At 58.5% G+C, this 17,021-nt stretch carries 14 protein-coding genes and 1 tRNA gene; 7 read left to right on the top strand and 8 right to left on the bottom strand.

What is annotated here, in order from left to right; translation table 11 throughout:
- Positions 1-93 precede the first annotated feature (93 nt).
- Positions 94-170, bottom strand: a tRNA-Arg gene (locus IEX75_RS20145).
- 342 nt (positions 171-512) lie between these two features.
- On the opposite strand from IEX75_RS20145, the gene IEX75_RS20150 reads away from it, so the two are divergent.
- Positions 513-851 (top strand): hypothetical protein, encoded by a 339-nt coding sequence (locus IEX75_RS20150; RefSeq protein ID WP_188797079.1) that lies wholly within the window; start codon positions 513-515, stop codon positions 849-851.
- 92 nt (positions 852-943) lie between these two features.
- Here the strand turns inward: IEX75_RS20150 and IEX75_RS20155 are convergent, their stop codons facing one another.
- Together IEX75_RS20155 and IEX75_RS20160 are read right to left on the bottom strand one after the other, a co-directional pair.
- Positions 944-1,966: a LacI family DNA-binding transcriptional regulator gene (locus IEX75_RS20155; RefSeq protein WP_188797080.1), complete on the bottom strand. Its 1,023-nt coding sequence runs from the start codon at positions 1,964-1,966 to the stop codon at positions 944-946.
- A 162-nt stretch (positions 1,967-2,128) separates the two neighbouring features.
- Positions 2,129-4,555, bottom strand: a complete 2,427-nt coding sequence (locus IEX75_RS20160) for a TonB-dependent receptor (RefSeq protein ID WP_188797081.1) — start codon at positions 4,553-4,555, stop codon at positions 2,129-2,131.
- Positions 4,556-4,748: 193 nt separating this feature from the next.
- On the opposite strand from IEX75_RS20160, the gene IEX75_RS20165 reads away from it, so the two are divergent.
- Positions 4,749-6,338: a tryptophan halogenase family protein gene (locus IEX75_RS20165; RefSeq protein WP_188797082.1), complete on the top strand. Its 1,590-nt coding sequence runs from the start codon at positions 4,749-4,751 to the stop codon at positions 6,336-6,338.
- A gap of 131 nt (positions 6,339-6,469) precedes the next feature.
- Here IEX75_RS20165 and IEX75_RS20170 read toward each other — a convergent pair whose 3' ends face one another.
- Both IEX75_RS20170 and IEX75_RS20175 read right to left on the bottom strand, forming a co-directional pair.
- Positions 6,470-9,013 (bottom strand): glycoside hydrolase family 3 protein, encoded by a 2,544-nt coding sequence (locus IEX75_RS20170; RefSeq protein ID WP_188797083.1) that lies wholly within the window; start codon positions 9,011-9,013, stop codon positions 6,470-6,472.
- Positions 9,014-9,237: 224 nt separating this feature from the next.
- Positions 9,238-9,831 carry a glycine zipper 2TM domain-containing protein gene (locus IEX75_RS20175; RefSeq protein ID WP_188797084.1) on the bottom strand — a complete coding sequence of 198 codons (594 nt, stop codon included), beginning with the start codon at positions 9,829-9,831 and terminating at the stop codon, positions 9,238-9,240.
- Positions 9,832-10,138: 307 nt separating this feature from the next.
- On the opposite strand from IEX75_RS20175, the gene IEX75_RS20180 reads away from it, so the two are divergent.
- From IEX75_RS20180 to IEX75_RS20200, 5 genes are all read left to right on the top strand, one after another.
- Entirely contained in the window at positions 10,139-10,531 is a 393-nt protein-coding gene (locus IEX75_RS20180; RefSeq protein WP_188797085.1) for a hypothetical protein, read from the top strand.
- Positions 10,532-10,645: 114 nt separating this feature from the next.
- The gene (locus IEX75_RS20185) at positions 10,646-10,993 is read left to right on the top strand and encodes a gamma-glutamylcyclotransferase family protein (RefSeq protein WP_188797087.1); all 348 of its coding nucleotides are present in this window, start codon (positions 10,646-10,648) and stop codon (positions 10,991-10,993) included.
- A gap of 54 nt (positions 10,994-11,047) precedes the next feature.
- Complete coding sequence (locus IEX75_RS20190; protein ID WP_188797090.1) at positions 11,048-11,872, top strand: AraC family transcriptional regulator; 825 nt, start codon at positions 11,048-11,050, stop codon at positions 11,870-11,872.
- Positions 11,873-11,919: 47 nt separating this feature from the next.
- Positions 11,920-12,891, top strand: coding sequence for a DMT family transporter (locus tag IEX75_RS20195; RefSeq protein ID WP_188797092.1), 972 nt, complete (start codon positions 11,920-11,922; stop codon positions 12,889-12,891).
- 97 nt (positions 12,892-12,988) lie between these two features.
- Complete coding sequence (locus tag IEX75_RS20200) at positions 12,989-14,431, top strand: glycoside hydrolase family 76 protein (RefSeq protein WP_188797094.1); 1,443 nt, start codon at positions 12,989-12,991, stop codon at positions 14,429-14,431.
- Between the two features lie 280 nt (positions 14,432-14,711).
- On the opposite strand, the gene IEX75_RS20205 is transcribed toward IEX75_RS20200, so the two are convergent.
- The 3 genes from IEX75_RS20205 to IEX75_RS20215 all read right to left on the bottom strand — a co-directional run bounded on the left by IEX75_RS20205 (position 14,712) and on the right by IEX75_RS20215 (position 16,641).
- Positions 14,712-15,047, bottom strand: coding sequence for a hypothetical protein (locus IEX75_RS20205; RefSeq protein ID WP_188797097.1), 336 nt, complete (start codon positions 15,045-15,047; stop codon positions 14,712-14,714).
- Positions 15,048-15,199: 152 nt separating this feature from the next.
- Positions 15,200-16,222: a hypothetical protein gene (locus IEX75_RS20210; protein ID WP_188797099.1), complete on the bottom strand. Its 1,023-nt coding sequence runs from the start codon at positions 16,220-16,222 to the stop codon at positions 15,200-15,202.
- A 65-nt stretch (positions 16,223-16,287) separates the two neighbouring features.
- A complete protein-coding gene (locus IEX75_RS20215) occupies positions 16,288-16,641 on the bottom strand; it encodes a hypothetical protein (protein ID WP_188797101.1) in 354 nt (117 codons plus the stop codon).
- Between the last annotated feature and the right edge of the window lie 380 nt (positions 16,642-17,021).

A 17,021-nucleotide genomic window follows, 5' to 3' on the forward strand; every position in this document is an offset into this window, starting at 1 on the left:
AAACGCCTATTCTAACAGGCGATCTCATGCCGGCCGAGCCGGGGGTGCCAGCCGGCTGGTGCGTTGCAACGCACAGGTACGCAATGAGAAAAATGGTGCCCCCGACACGATTCGAACGTGCGACCTTCCCCTTAGGAGGGGGACGCTCTATCCAACTGAGCTACGAGGGCATGAGGTGTTCGCGCATGGTGTAAACCCGTGCGCGCAGATCCGAAGTATAGGCGATGCGCCACCAGGGCGAGCAAGCAGGCTTACGCGAAACCGTCTTCGCAACGCAACATAATGGCCAGCTGAATCAACCCTGCGCTGGTTAGTGCACTTGTCAACGCGGGCCATGGCCGCTCGTTCTTGGCGCTTGCGAGGGCAAGGGGCACACGATGGAGCAGGATGCTAGAGGAGACACCATCGGCAATTCAAAAGATGACCCACTCGACGCATGCATGTCGCTTTGTCGTTAACGGCAAAGCGCCGATTCCAACGAACGTCCGCTAAAACATCCCAAGGAATTTGCCATGAATGCAAAGTCGAAACTCATTGTGGTTGGTCTGGTCATCGGTGCAGCGATGGCATCAGGCACAGTGTTCGCGCAAACCGATGTTCCCGGCCATCCGCGCGTCAACGAAGTGAACAACCGCCTGGAAAACCAGCAGGATCGCATTAACAACGGCTTGAAGAACGGCACCATGACACAGGCCCAGGCCGCGCGCGATGAAACGCATGATGCCAACATCGCCCGCCGTGAATCCGCTGACGAGGCCAAGCACAATGGTCACCTGACCAAGCAGGAACAGCGCAACCTCAATCGTTCCGAGAACCACAACAGCAAGCATATTTACAATCAGAAACACTAATAGCTACTGACGACGTTGCGGTGATTGAAAAACCTCTCGTGGCTGCACGAGAGGTTTTTCATGCACGTCGTATTTGTGTGCTTATGGGTCTGTCACGAGCCCTTCGGCGGCTCGCCGGTGGATTCGCGCAGTTGCAGCGAATAGGGCACTTGCACCAGCAAGCCCGAGCCCTTGCCGCGCAACAATTCCATCAGTTGCAGTGCCGCCAGCTTGCCCATTTCGCGTGCCGGCTGGCGCACCGTGGTCAACGGCGGCCATAGCTGGCTCGCCAAAGGCGTGTCGTCAAAGCCGCAGACGGATACATCGCGCGGCACCTTCATGCCTCGCTCATTCGCGGCCCACATGACGCCGGCCGCCATGTCGTCGTTGGCAGCGAAGATGGCGGTAGGCGGTTCCGGCAACGTCAGCAACTTGCGCGCAGCCGCCACACCGGAGCCGAACATGAATTCGCCTTGCACCACGTAATCCGGATCGTAAGGTATGCCGGCGGCCGAAAGCGCCGCCTTGTAGCCGGCAAGCCGCCAGCGGGTTGCGCCATGATTGGCAATGCCAAGCACATGCGCGATGCGCTGGTGTCCCAGTTGGATCAGATGGGTGACCAGCGCCTGTGCCGCATGCTCATCATCCATGCACACGCCGATCGCATCGTTGCGGCTTACTGGTGAAACGCTGGAGTGAGGTACTTCGCGTTCGCGCAAGCGGCGAAGCAGGGGCGGGTGGTCGGTAAGCGGCGGTGTCAGCACGACGCCGTCCACATGATGATCGGAAATCAGCGCATCGACACGGCGAATGAAGTCCGGGCCGCGCATGCGCAGCGGGCATACCATCATGCTGTAGCGGTTCGCATCGCAGGCGTCGAGCACGCCATTCTGGATTTCGGCCAGATAGGTCGATGCCGGGTTGTCGTTGTTGTCGTACAGCATGGCGACCAGGAACGACCGGCTGCCGGCCAGGCCGCGCGCCGAAGGGCTGGGCCGATAGTTCATCGACTCCATGGCGGCGAGCACGCGCTTGCGTGTGTCGTCCTTGACGTACGCTTCCTCGTTGAGGACGCGCGATACCGTCTTGGGCGATACACCCGCCGCGCGCGCGACATCTTCCAGGCGTACCCGCATGCATGCTCCTGACATCACCGTATTGCGCAGTGACTATGCCGTGCGAGCCCGTTTGTTTACAAGAGTTATGACAGTGGAGGGGCCTTCAGGCATGCGAGAACTTAAAAGGTGGCGCCTCCGGGAAGGGAGGCGCCACGCCGAGCAGGCGGGAGTGTTTCCTGCTCAGAACCACACCCCCAGTTCGATGCCGTACGTACGTGGCGGCAGGTATTGGGACACATAGACAAAGCTACCGTTGGCTTCCTGGAAGCGCATGGCATTGGTGCGGATCTCGTCATTCGCCACGTTCTGCACATACGCATTCACCCACCAACGATCTTGCGGCTCGGTATAGCGCAGCGAAAGATCGGTGCGAACGTACGACTTCTGCTGATCGCCAGGGCCCAGGTTGAACACGCTCAGCCATTGCGTGCTCTGATACTGCGAGGACAAGCGTGGCGTGATGCGGCCACCGTTGGACAGATGGAAATCGTGCTCGTAGATCGCAGTCAGCGAGGCATCCGGCGCATGCGGCAGCGTGTGGCCGGTGATGTTCATGCAACTGGACAGGTTCGATTGCGCCGGGCAGGGCGGCAACCCGGCGTAATCGTTGCTGCCGGCATAGACCAGCGTACCCAGTGTTTTCTTCGGGATCGCCGAGAACACCAGGTTGGCGCGATCGTCGTGCCCCTGTAACGTCAGCTCCGATTCGAAACCAGCCACCTTGGTGCTGCCTTGCACGTTGGAGAAACCTAGTCCGTGGTTGCCGTTTTGATAGACGATCGGCGCGGAAAGCTGGAAGTTCTTGAAGTCTTCGTAATACGCCGCACTGTTCCAGGTCAGGTGGCCATCGAGAAAGGTGAACTTGGCACCGACTTCGTAGTTGGTAAGCGTTTCCGGCTTGTACAGCGCGCCGCCGTCCTCAGTGCCGCCTGATTTATAGCCAGTCGATATGCTGGCGTAGACCATCGCGTTCTTGCTGAAGAGGTAATCAGCGCGCGTCAGCCACGTCACCTTGTTCTTGTGATACGTGGCGTCGTTGTGCTGCGACACGGTGAAGCCCACATCCTGCGGCAGGGCACTCGACGAGATCGGTACTTGCGGCACGTCTGGGTCATATGCCCAACCCCAGTTGATGCCGCCTTCGTTCTTCTTGGTGTCGTCGGAGAAGCGTGCGCCAGCCGTCAGGTTGAAGGCGTCGGTGACGTGCCACACGGCCTGACCGAACACCGCTTCGGATTGCACGGTTTCCTTGGGCTGAATAAACGAGCCCTGCCAGTTCACCGTACCCTGCTGCGTGCCATTCATGATGGGAATGTCGAAGCGGATGTTGTTGTCTTCGGCGGAGTAGTACAGGCCGAGAATCCAATCCACGGCGTGCTGGCCGGTCGACTTCAAATCGAATTCATGGCTGTAGCTGGAGTAGTTGGAATAGTTGGTGCGATCGTCCTGATACACGCCGCCGGTGGTGAAGCTGGTAGGCAGGATTGCGCCGGCATCCTGTTGATAGTTGCTGGAGCCGGAAAAACGGTTGTAGCCGGCGATATAGGTGAGCGCGATATCCTCATTGATCTGCCAATCCATGCGGCTGCGCACCGTCTTGGAGGTGCGATGCAGATAGGGCGCCACGTCAATCAGCGCTGACCAGAAATCCTGGCCGGGGCGCGGATTCTGCATCAGGTTCATGTCCGGTGTGCCGCGGTCGAGAAAATACTCGTACGACAGATTCCATTTGAACGACTCGACCGGCTGCCACAGCGCACTGATGCGTGCGGCCGACTGGTTTTGCGCGTTGTACTTGTCGCCGCCTTGCACGTACAGCGCCTGGTTGATCGGCTGGAAATTCGCCGGATTACCGCCGCTGGCCAGATACGCGGTCTGCTGTTGTGCCACGGACGGCAGTTCGCTTCCCGGATTTTGATAATTCACGTAGCCGTCGTGCTGCTCGTGTGCCACCGCCACACGCATGGCGAACGTGCTGCTGATCGGCAGATTGATCGCCGCTTTCTGCCCGGACTGGCTGTAATTGCCCAGTGACATCTGCGCATTGCCGTAAAAGCCGCCTTGGGGATCGGGCTTCACGGTTTCAAAGTCGATCGCGCCGGCAGTGGAATTGCGCCCCCACAGCGTGCCCTGCGGGCCGCGCAGCACCTGCACGCTGTCGATGTCCAGCAGCAGGCTGGTGGCCGATTCCGCACGTGGCGCGTAGACGCCATCGATGAACAGGGCGACTTCCGGATCGGCATATTCCGTCTTGGCGCTGTCGTTGCCGATGCCGCGCATGGTCAACGTCGTCACGTCATGGTCGCCCTCGCTGGTGCCCTGCAGGCCCGGCACCAGCTTGGAGATGTCTTGCACCGTCATCACGCGCTCCTTGTCGAGCGCGTCGGCGGTAATCGCCGTGACGGCGACCGGGGTTTGCTGCAGCGGGGTTTCGCGTTTGGTGGCGCTGACCTGGATGGTTTCCAGGCTTTTCACTTTCTGCTTGGACGATCCGCTGTCCTTGTTGGTCGAGACCTGCGGTGTCGCGTCCTGTCCCATGGCGAGGACAGGGGCCGAGGCAAGCACGGCAGCGAGCGCGACGTACATGGCCGAGTGGTGAAGCGTCATTTCATCCCCTCCAAAAAAATGAATTTCGCGTTGTTGAGTGGAGCCCGCCTTTTTCCCAGTCCACCCGGCTGGCCCCACGGAAGCGACAGTGCTGATACGATATGACAGCGCTGTCATATGGGGATAGTAGGCGGCTTTTGGCGCAGAAGCTCGCTGCATAGCAACATGACGACTGCCCGGGGAGGGCAAAGACATGGCACGTTTGCAAAGCATCCTGGTGGTAGGTGGTGGGGCGGCTGGCTGGCTGGTGGCCTGCTATCTGGCTAAACATCTGAACGCGGCAGCGCCGGGCAGCATCCGCGTGGAGTTGGTGGAATCGCCCGGTATTGGCCTGCTGGGCGTGGGCGAAGCTACGTTTCCATCCATTCGCGGCACGCTGTCTGCGATCGGATTGGATGAAGGACGGTTGCTGACAGGCGCGAACGCGACCTTCAAGCAGGGCATTCGCTACGACCACTGGGTGCGTCCGCCGGGCAGCGAAGGGCCGGCCAATTTTTTCCACCCTTTCAGCTTGCCGAGCCAGCGCCCGGGCTGTCCGGAATTGCTGCCTTACTGGCTGCTTGGCGGCGCACAGCGAGGCACGCAACTCGCAGAAGCGGTCACCATGCAATACCGCCTTGTTGCAGAGGGACATGGACCCAAGCGCGTCAGCGATCCCGATTATCAAGGACCGATGAATTACGCCTATCACTTCGATGCGGCGCGCGTCGCCGTGGTGTTGGCTGAGCATGGCCAGAAGCTGGGTGTGAAGCGCCACGAAGCGACCGTGGAACGCGTCGAACTGGATGAGCGCGGCGCCATCGCCAGCTTGGTGACGCAAGAGCTTGGAGAACTGAAAGCGGACCTCTACGTGGATTGCACCGGATTGCGTAGCCGGCTTATAGGCGGCGCGATGCAGTCGCCGTTCCGCAGCCGCACTGACGTGCTGTTCGTGGATCGTGCCGTTGCGATGCAAGTGCCGTATCCGCGCCCTGATACGCCGATTGCGTGTTGCACCATCGCCACGGCGCAGGAAGCCGGCTGGACGTGGGATATCGGGCTGCAGCAGCGGCGCGGCGTGGGGTATGTGTATTCGTCACGCCACTCGGATGCGACGCGTGCGGAGGAGGTGATACGCCAGCATCTCGGCAGCGCAGCCGACGGGTTGGAACCTCTGCACATCAAGTTCGAAACCGGTTATCGCCCGGAGCATTGGCGTGCCAATTGTGTTGGCATCGGCTTGGCGGGTGGCTTTGTCGAACCGTTGGAATCGACCGGCATCGCCCTGGTTGAACTTGGCACCTACTTGCTCACGCATCTGCTGCCGACGGACCTTGATGACATGGATCGTGCAGCCAGACACTTCAACGCCATGATTTGTGCGCGTTACGAGCGCGTGCTGGATTTCATCAAGATGCATTACTGCCTGACGCAACGTACCGATACGAAGTTTTGGATCGACAATACCGATTCGGCGAGTATCCCTGAGGCCTTGCGCGATCGTTTGAAGGCTTGGCGATATCGGCCGCCGCATCGCCTCGATTTCGTTACCGATCTGGAGATGTTCATGCCGTCGAGCTGGCAGTACGTGCTCTACGGCATGGAGTTCCGCACGGATCTGGAGTCGATGCGCGACAGCTATCCGCGCATGGATGAGGCTACGCGTGAGTTCACGGCGATCCAGCAGGTGTCAGCGCATGCGATGAACGATCTGCCGAAACATCGGGAGTTGGTAGAACAGATGTGTCGAGCGTATTTGCAGCGCGGCGGTGTAGTACGTAGTCAGATGCCCGTAGCAGGGTGATTGACTTTAGCGGCGTAGGTTGGGGTGAGCGGAACGCGAACCCCAACGTGTACAGGAACTGCATGTCATGTTGGGGTTCGGCTGCGCCTCACCCCAATCTGCGCCATGCCCTTGGGAAAGGGTAAAAAGTATCACTGCCCCTCACATTCCACCGTCTGATCCGCATTCGAGGCCAGCGTCACCGACGCAATCGAAATCGTCGTTCCCGGGGCACTATTCAGCACGAACGGCTGATCGATATGGCTCATATCCGCTCCGCGCTTCTGCAGGCATTTCAACGGCACACCCAGGCGGGTCCAATGACCTTTCTGCAACGACGCTAAAGCGGCTTGCACCGGAACTTCAGCGTGGCAATTCGTACCGCAAGCCACACCTATCGTGGTATCGCCGGCACCAAGTGTATCGACGCGCAACGTCGCCACGACCTGCATATCGCCATTGGCTTGGCGCGACACGTCCTGGGCATGCTCGGCGACGATCGCAAACTGCGCAGGATGTTTATCCGTCCACGCAAAGCGTCGCGCATCTTCCTGCACGTGATAGTCGACGGCGGTCGCGTGCAAATCGCCTTGCGGGCTGCTGGCAGGCATGGCGGTAACCGGCTTGGTATCGCCGCCCGCATCCGTCAGGATCAGCGAGAAACCCGTCGCAGGCTTGCCGCGCATGAAGTACACGCCGCTCTGTACGTTATCCAGGCGAATACCGGGATCTTCGGATAGTTCGGGCAAATCACCGTTATCGGCATAACGCAGGCCATAGCCATACGGGAACAATGGATTCGCATCGGCTTGATTCGTCTGCGCCGCATTGCGCGGCCATGCGTACGAAAGCTTGCCGTGGAAGTCGTACTGGATGCTGCCGTCGTGCTTCCGCAGCAGCACGTCGGCAATGCCGCCGCCTTCCGAGCCGGGCAGCCACGCCGCGACGAACGCGTCGGACGCATCGATCTCTGGATTCATCCACAGCACGCGGCCAGACAGGAACACCGCCACGACGGGTATGCCCTGGGCATGCAGGTGCTTGAGCAGTTGCAGATCGCTGTCGTCGCCCGGCTTGTAGGCGAGATTGGGCCGATCGCCCTGGAATTCCGCATACGGGTCTTCGCCGAACACCACGATGGCGACATCGGGCTTCTGTGTAAACGATCCATCCGCGGAGAGCGTTGCCGTGCCGCCGGCCGCTTGCACCTGTTCGCGGATGCCGCTCCAGATCGATTGCGCATGCGGGAAGTTGGCGTTGGTAGTGCCAGTGCCTTGCCAGGTGAGGGTCCATCCGCCGCTTTGCTTCGGAATGTTGTCTGCACCATCGCCGGCCACGAGGATGTGCTGGTGCGGATCGAGCGGCAGCAGATGGTGTTCGTTCTTCAACAGCACTAGCGATTCACGCACTGCCTGGCGTGCTATTGCACGATGCGCCGCGTTGCCAAGCACGTCGAGCTTGCCATCGAGCGACGGTGCGGAACGCTTGCTGGCATCGAGCAGGCCAAGCCGCAGCTTTACCCGCAATACGCGCGCGACCGCATCATCCAGGCGCGCCATGGGAATCACGCAGTTGCGCACTTCCTGCAAGGTGTGTTCGTAGAGGCCGCGCCAGCTGTCCGGCGCCATGTACATGTCCAGACCGGCGTTGATGGCGGCAGGGCAATCTTCATTGCTGCAACCGGGAACCTGTCCGTGCGAGTTCCAATCACCGACAACGAAGCCGTCGAAATGCATGCGGTCTTTCAGCACATCGGTGAGTAGTCCCTTATTGGCACTCATCTTCACACCGTTCCAACTCGAGAACGACGCCATCACCGTTTGCACACCGGCATCGATCGCGGGCGGATACCCCGCGCCATGGATGTCGCGCAAAGTTGCTTCGCTGATTTGTGCATCGCCCTGGTCGATGCCGTCATGCGTGCCGCCGTCGCCCAGGAAATGCTTGGCGCTGGCGATCACGTGATGCGCATCGAGAAATTCGGATGTTCCCGGCTTGCCTTGCAAACCTTCGATAGCCGCAGGAGCGTACTCAGCCACCAGCTTGGGATTGGATGAAAAACCCTCGTAGCTGCGCCCCCAGCGCACGTCTTGCGGGACGGCCAGGGTCGGCGCGAAGGCCCAATTCAGGCCGATGGCGCGGACTTCCTCCGCCGTGGCCGCGCCGATCTGGCGAATCAGTTCGGGATCGTGCGCAGCACCGAGTGCCACGTTGTGCGGAAAAATCGTCGCACCCACGACACCGTTGTTGCCGTGTACGGCATCGATGCCAAACAGCAATGGAATGGCTGGGCGTCCTTGGGGCACGTTGATGGCAGCCTTCTCATAGGCCTTGGCCAGCGCCAGCCACTGCTGCGCATCGGCGATGCGTGAGCCGCCGGGTTTGGAATTGCCGCCAGCGAGAACGGAGCCGAGGTGGTACTTGCGCACGTCTTCAGGCGTCGCGCTGCTGATGTCGGCCTGAATGATCTGCCCGACTTTTTCCTCGGTCGTCATCGATGCCAGCAGCGTGTGGATGTGCTTTTCCAGCGCGGGATCGGGCGGCAGCGGCGAATGCGCGGCAGGCCAGGTTTGCGGATGCACGATGGTGCTGGCGGCTTGGTTCTGGGCCAGAACCAAGGCGGGCAGGGTAGTGGCAAGCGCGGAGAAACACAGAATACCCAGACGGAGCGAACAAACGCCTCGAACGTGATGCATGCGCGGTCCTTGGTCGGTGGGCGCCGGCAGGGCTGGCCCAGTGGAATTGGCAGTCATGTTCTTGGGATATGACAGCGCTGTCAATTATCAGGACAGACTGGCATGCCTGGCTCTTCTGACAAGGATGGCTGGAGGGTGGTGGGTGGCCATGGGCGATAGCCCATAAAAAAGGTGGCGATCCATCGATCGCCACCTTCTTGGTGGAACGGCGAATGTTGGTCGGCTTATCGAGCGTCCGACACCGACGTCACGCCTTCCTGTACCTGCACGCGATTGCCCGGATCATGGTCCATGCGGGTGGTACGGGTCACGCCGTTGTAAACGTACTGCACGTCATAGCCGATGACGCGGTCGCTGGAATCGGTGACCGTCTTGCACTCGTGTTCGGTGGTGGACGTCACCGTGCCCTGATGGTGGGCATTTTCGATGCGGTTACCGGCGTAGCCGCCTGCCACGGCACCGCCTACCGTCGCTATGGTGTTGCCCTTGCCATGGCCGATCATGTGTCCCAGCAAGCCGCCGGCCACTGCGCCGATCGCCGTGCCTGCGATGTTGTGCTGATCCTTCGGCGGCTCGGTGTGATTCACCACCACATCCTGGCAAACCTGGTGAGGGGTGTTCACCTGCTGATGCACCGGCGTCACGCTGACCACCTGGGCATATTGCGGACCTGCGTCTTGCGGAGCCTGCTGTTGCTGTTGCTGCTGCGAAGCATCCAGCGCCGGATCCGCATTGGCCTGATGGCTGCAGCCCGTCAGGCCGGCGACAGCTGCCACGGCAACAGCCGCGCAAAGAGTCTTGATTGCGAACTTGCTCATACTTGAATCCCCCAATCGGTCACTAAATCTGTCATTGCGTTCACCCCTGCTTTCCATGACGCTCATTGAATGGCGACAAGGCTGAATGATACCCGCACAAGTCGTTAGCCAATGCTAAACGACATGCGTTCAAGCCCGTTTTTCTGCTCGAAGAGCACGCAGCTGTCATGAGCGGCGATATCGACGCACATGATGCCGTGTGATGCAAATCAGAGTTTGGAACCGTGTCGCATAAGCGGCAGAAAACCTTCAGTAGTTATTAAGCCCATCGAGCAGAGCATCGACGCCGACACCAACGGAGGTCGTCATGAGCAAGCATGTAGCAGTCGGTCGTATGTGGATGGGTTTGGCAGTTGCAGCTGTGCTGGCTACGCCGCTAGCAGTATCGGCGCACGATCATGATGGTTGGGGTCATCGTGGTGATTGGGATCGTGGTGGCTGGCATGACCGCGGCTGGCATGATCACGATTGGCATCGTGGTGGTTATTGGAGCGGTGGCCGCTGGATTGCCGGCGCCGTCGTAGCAGGTGCCGTGGCAGGTTTGGTCGAGGGCGCCGTGGCGCCGCCTCCGCCGCCGGCGTATTACGCGCCGGCTCCCGCGGTGGTCTATCAACCTGCAACTGTGGTCTATCAACCCGCACCGCCGCCGGTAGTCACTACCCGCACGGTGGTTTACACCACGCGTTACTACGGTGAATAACGCAATCAAGCATCGGAAGCGGTTGATGAAAAGCCCGGCGCAAGCCGGGCTTTTCGTTGTCGGCGCATCTGCGCGTGCGAAGATGCTTGTCTTGTCCAGAGCTTGATCAAGACCATGACTCATCGGCTCTTCGTTTACGGAACCCTTGCTCCCGGCAAACCCAATGAGCACGTGCTGGCACACCTGCCGGGCAGTTGGGAGCCCGCGACCGTCAAGGGACGGCTATTTCAGGAAGGCTGGGGTGCGGCAATCGGCTATCCCGGCATCGTGTTGGATGAGCAGGGCGACGAAGTGCCGGGCCTCGTATTCACGTCTACAGAGCTTGCCGCGCATTGGGCGCGGCTGGATGAATTCGAAGGCGATGGCTATGAGCGCGTACTGACCTCGGTGCAGCTTCGAGATGGCACACGGGTCGAAGCGTACATTTATCGGTTGAGTGGCCAGGACAAGACAGGCGCATGATTTTCCCGATTAGTGGGCAGAAGTGCGGACCGCTTCCTGTGCCATTATTCGTCCATGCATGGCGTTCCCCATTCCTTCGATAACCCAGCGGATACCGCCGAATTCCGCTGCCCCGCGCATCGCCCAGGCGTCGAATTGTATCGTGCGCACATCGTGCGACATGCCTTTGAGCCGCACGTCCACGAAGGTTTCGGGCTGGGCGCCATCGAATCCGGCGTAGAGCGCTTCCGCTATCGAGGTGCCGAACATCTGGCACCGCCTGATTCGCTGGTGTTGATGAATCCGGATGAGTTGCACACCGGTTGTGCCGAGACCGACGGTGGTTGGCGCTATCGCATGGCCTACATCGAGCAAACCGTGGTGGAGGAGGTTACCGGTGAGCCCGGTTGGTGGTTCGGTGATGCAGTGCATGCCGATATGTCGGGTGCTCGATACATCACCGCACTCCTCGATGCGCTATGGCAGACGCGCGAACCGCTCGCCTTCGACGGTTTGCTGTTTCAACTGCTGAGGGAGTTTCGCCGTCATGCACGCCAATCTTCTGTATCGCGCCCCGAAGCATCTTCACGCTTTGCGCCGGTCATTGAATACCTGCATGCACACCTGGCTGAGCGTGTCACGTTGGATGGACTTGCGGCCGTGGCAGGGCTGAGTCCCTTCCATTTTCTGCGCCAGTTCCAGGCACGCCATCACGCCACGCCACAGCAGATGTTGATGGCCTTCCGATTGTCCGCGGCCAAGCGCCTGCTTGCTGCGGGTGAGGCGCCGGCCCAGGTCGCGGCAGCGACCGGGTTGACCGACCAGGCCCACCTCACGCGCACCTTCGCACGCCGCTATGGCACGACGCCGGCCCGCTACCAGCGGGCGCTGCAGCGATAGCAATCTCGTACAAGACACCGCAGGCAATGCACTCGACGCTACGTGCCATGTGGACAGGAACCTTTTACGCACTCGTCGCCGGTCTGATGTGGGGGCTGGTTTTTGTCGGCCCGCTACTGGTGCCCGAATACCCCGCCGCGTTGCAATCGGTGGGCCGCTATCTTGCTTTCGGCCTGATTGCGCTACCGTTGGCATGGCTGGATCGCGCAGCGTTGCGCCAGCTCAGCCGTGCCGATTGGATGGAAGCGTTAAAGCTCGCAACGGTGGGCAACCTGCTTTATTACGTGTGCCTGGCGGCTGCCATACAGCGTGCAGGTGCGCCGTTGCCCACCATGATCATCGGCACGCTGCCGGTGGTGATCGCAATAGCCGCCAACCTGCGCAATGCGGAGCGTGACGGCCGTTTACCTTGGGCGCGCCTGACGCCGTCGTTGCTACTCATTGCCGCGGGCATCGCCTGTGTGAATCAGGCCGAGCTGGCGTCGTTGCATGGTCGGAGTCAAGCCGATCTCCTACGTTACGTCACAGGCGCTTTGCTCGCGTTGATTTCAGTGGCGTGCTGGACCTGGTATCCGCTGCGCAATGCTGACTGGCTTCGTCACCATCCGGGACGCAACCCGCGTACATGGGCAACGGCACAAGGTATTGCCACTTTGCCGCTGGCGCTCATCGGCTATGCATTGCTGTGGCTGGGCATGCGCGTCAGCGGTAGCGACTTTGCCATGCCATTTGGCCCGCGCCCCTCTGTTTTCATCGCATTGATGGTAGCGATCGGCCTGTTCGCTTCCTGGCTGGGGACGACATGTTGGAACGAAGCGAGCCAACGATTGCCTACCGTAACGGCCGGACAGCTGATCGTGTTCGAAACCTTGGCAGCGTTGAGTTATGCGTTTTTGTTGCGGGGGCAGTTGCCGGGTGCGCAGACCATGCTCGGTGTGGCGTTGCTGGTGGCCGGTGTGGTGTGGGCTGCGCGGGTGAAGCCGGTGCCGGTGGAGTATGTGGAGATGGAGCGGCTGTAGTCTCGCCTCATTCGTTCTAGGTATGCGGTCCGTTATTTGACCCTGCAGAACACTGCCACGTGTTATTTGGGGCAGGTCGAGTGGACGGAGCATACGCATGACTAGATTGATATTGGGCTGCATGGCTCTGCTCGCAGTCGTGGCCGTGCCTGTAAGCTTCAACCGAGCTGGCTCGGATGCGGTCGACACCATGGTGCGCGTCTTCTACACCGGAGACGGAAAGTGGCGGGAATGCCCCGCGGCAGATTGTCATGCATCCAATCAGGACTGGGGCGTCGACTCCATGACCTACACGCTTTGGCTGCACTGGAAAACGACCGGCGATCCCAAGATTGCTCCCCTGATGCGCGCGCTTGAGCAAACCGCGCCATCCTATCCAGCTCCCTGCACTGAGGGTGCAACGTGCAGTTCGTGGAGCGATGTTCCGGAGTGGGATTCGATCGCGGCATCACGCGAATACGAGATCACGCACGATCCCACCGCATTGAAAAAAGCACGCGACGCCTTTGATTTCGTCGAACACGCACAAGTCTTTGCACGCGGCGCATGTCCCGCCATCGACTATCAACTCGCCGATGGTGGAACCAATCACCTCAAAACGCTTGAAACCGATGCGAATGCGGTGAAGGCCGCACTCTTGCTTTATGAGGCCACGCACGAGCAGCGTTACCTCACGTCGGCATCAACGCGCTATGCATCGATACGCCGGTATTTCCTCGACCCGAAAGTGCCGCTGTACAGCGTGTATGTCTTCGATGATGGCAAAACCTGCGAAGAGGTTCCGCATCGCTTTTTCGCCTCCGTGAACGGCGACATGATCTGGAGTGGATTGCATCTCTATCGCGCCACGCACAATACCGCCTATTTGAAAGAGTCGCTCGAAACCGCCCGCGCGGTCGACGAACACCTTTCCGATGCGCATGGCATCTTTACCGATCTTCAAGCTGAAAATGACATCGTCGAGCCCTTGGTTGAGGCTTTCTACGAACTCGCCGCCGAACACCATGACCAGCCAGCGCAGCAATGGTTGTTACGCAATGCAACTGCAGCGTGGTCGGCACGCGCACACGACGGTACGTTCGGGCGTTTCTTCGACGGGCCGGCTCCCAGCGCATTGACGAGCGTATGGCAAAGCAATGGCGGATTCGCACTAGAGGTTGCAGCGGCAGCAATCTCGCCGAATACGATAGTGTCAACGAACAACGATTGGTCGGGCGCGCATGTCATAGAACGCGATATCACGCTGAAATCGGAGCCGATCACATTTGATGGTTCGGCGATCGCGTTGATCGGCACGATCGGTGATAACTGTTGTGAAGCCGGGCGTGCGCGTGTCGTTGTCGACGGTGTCGAAACCTTCGATCAAACCGGCATCTGGCAAAACAAATCCAGCAGCGGCCGGCGTACGCCAAACGCCATTTTGTTCGCCTGGCGCTGGCCCAAAGCGGGCCATCATACGATCCGCTTCATGCCAGGGGTTCCAAACGCCAAGGAAGGCGGCGCCTATCTGCATCTCACTGGCTATTCGGTTTTGCCTTAGTGGGAGCCTTGATCGTGAAGACATCGTGCAATGTGAGCGGGAGAGTAAATCTCCTTCATATCTTCTTTTGCAACGTACAGCCAGAGAAGTGACGTACAGCACGGGCATCCATGGCATGGATGATTCAGATCGGCAATAAGAAGCCATCCGACACCAACTGCGAAACACCACCAACGTCAATCGTGCCGATCTGAGCGAATGTCGATGGTGGTGTTTCGCAGATTGATCAGGTAAGGATATGAACCTTCTATCCTTGGGCTCACAAAAACCAGCGAGCGATTTACGGACCCGTCTCAACCAATACAACTGTACAAGTGCCTGATGTATTGGTGTATTGAACGCGAGTTATTTGCTGGCCGCTCGTCTGCGCCGCCAGGACTGTCGCGTAAGCGGCTGCATTGCCCGCATTGCCGGTAATGCCACCGATGTAGAGAGTATTGTAAATACAGTTTCCTGAAGGTGCTGGTGAGGTCTGGAGGTACGCTACGCCAGCTTGAATGCCCACGGCGCTCACGGTTCTATTGGTATCGGTAGTGGAGGTTTGCGCCGAAACACTCAAGGATGCGATAGAAAGGGCAACCGTCATAGCCATTTGTGACGAAAATTTATTCAACATTTGTTTCTCCATTTGCGTGCTTGAAACGCCTCATAAGCCCAGGCAGGCGAGCCAGTGGAAAGCTTTGTCGGTATTTGTTGGGAGTGGATCGACTTCTGGGGAATGGCCGCACTTTCGCGCGCGACAACGTTACCGGAGCTCATCACGGGACATCATTGACTGCTATTGAATAAAATTGTGGTAACAATTTGCGGAATTGCTTGTGGTTTACAAAAATTACGGGCAGCTGTTGAAGAACTGCATCCTTGGGCTTTGATGCTCGTCCCTAGCGTTGTATAGGTTGATCGCAGCGATGGATTGTCTCTGACGCCCAAACAGCTGCCTTTTGAGAACCAGACAAATGGTGCCAGCCAAACTGCCTGTGGATCTGTTTGAAATTCATTGATAAACGGTGTTGGTGATTGCGTGCCAACACATTGATTGGGGATGTTTGCACTTTGCGATCCGGGAACAAGTATGTACTTTTTCGTCGGCGCATAAGCTTTAAGAGTAGCGAGCTGCGACTGCCACTGACTCGTAGAGTCAGAATAATTATCAAACCCCACCCAATCAAAGAGGTTCATGCCGCTGGAGAAATTTGCAAACCCTACATAACCATTAAGGATGGTGGCAAGTGGAATGGTTGTGGTATTGGGGTTGGAGCGTATCGCGTTTATTGCGTTTTGTAAGGCCGGATTTGGCTGGCCAGATACGTCTGGAAGGCAATTTGGTCCGTTCGCCACCTGTGGCCCATTGGGCTCATCGACGACGTAAATTGCAGTGACTACGCTTCGGTCTGGCGACGCGACGTCGATATATCCAGCCGATATCATCGCCTGGACAACCGTATTCCAGGACTGCGCAGCGCCCTGATCGTTTGTAAAGCATCCAGTTGCGCTGTCTTGTTGAAATAAAAATGGATAGCCGGGAATGATCGCATGCATGTGAGCTGCTTTCGCCAGCGCCAATTGACTCAATAGATATTGAGTCGATTCAGACCTTCCTGCGGCGGACTCGTCGGTTGACCAGCCCGCGATATGATAGAGATTTGAGCTGGTTTGGAATTCGCTAAGCGCTGTTGACGGCGGGTTGTTGGCGTCTCCGTAATAGTATCCAAGGTACTTTTGAATGCTTTGTGCATTCGCAATTCCAGTCATTGATATTGCAAGAAAAAGAATCGCAATGATTCTCTTCATGGCCGCATTTCTCCCTCAAATCGTCGCTCAGTTGTACGCGTTGCCTAATTCAACGTGTCGTGGAATCAGGACCCGACAAGGTACAGGCCGATAATCGTCGGACGGTTCTGAGTGCAGGTGGTGTTTGAGACGACGATGATTACCTGGGACCCTGTTGAGAAAGCAGTCAAGGCGGCAGCGTAGTACGTGCTATATCCGCCTGCGGGTTGGCTTGATTCGTACATGTCGGTCGCTGGGCAACCAGCAGGATTGATCATGGGTGCTGCCGTCATTACACCGAACGTGTCGGATTCCCAGCCGGTGTCGATTTGCTTGATTGTTCCAGCGGTATTCGATGTTTGAGCAAATACGGGTTGAAGCGAGGTTGCTGCGATGATGGCTGCAAGTGGAAGCAGCTTCATTCCGATCTTCTTAAGCATGAAACACTCCTTTTGCTTGTGATGGTTCAAAAAGACTTGCTTCTAAAAGAGCGATCGACAATTGAACATCCGTGGTGGCTCAGTCTGCCGGCCACGTTTCAGAAATTCAGAGCGGAAAAGGGCCGCCGGAGTTACGGGTATGCTTTCTTTGGGAAAAGCAAGCGCGTTCTCCTGAAATTCCTTTCTCGTATATGTCCCCTGGAATATCCGTTTGGACGAGGCTGGCTGCTAATAGCTATGGCAAAAGCAGTCAATCGTCGTGCCGCATTTATTCTGCGGGCTGTAATGCAGTCGTTATGTAGGAAAATGACTTCAACTCGTGTAGGCATATCGCTAGAAATGTGGCTACTCGTTTGCAACGCGACGAGCTATCTGTCGAC

It is taken from the genome of Dyella nitratireducens (assembly GCF_014642835.1).
Classification (GTDB): Bacteria; Pseudomonadota; Gammaproteobacteria; order Xanthomonadales; family Rhodanobacteraceae; genus Dyella_B; species Dyella_B nitratireducens.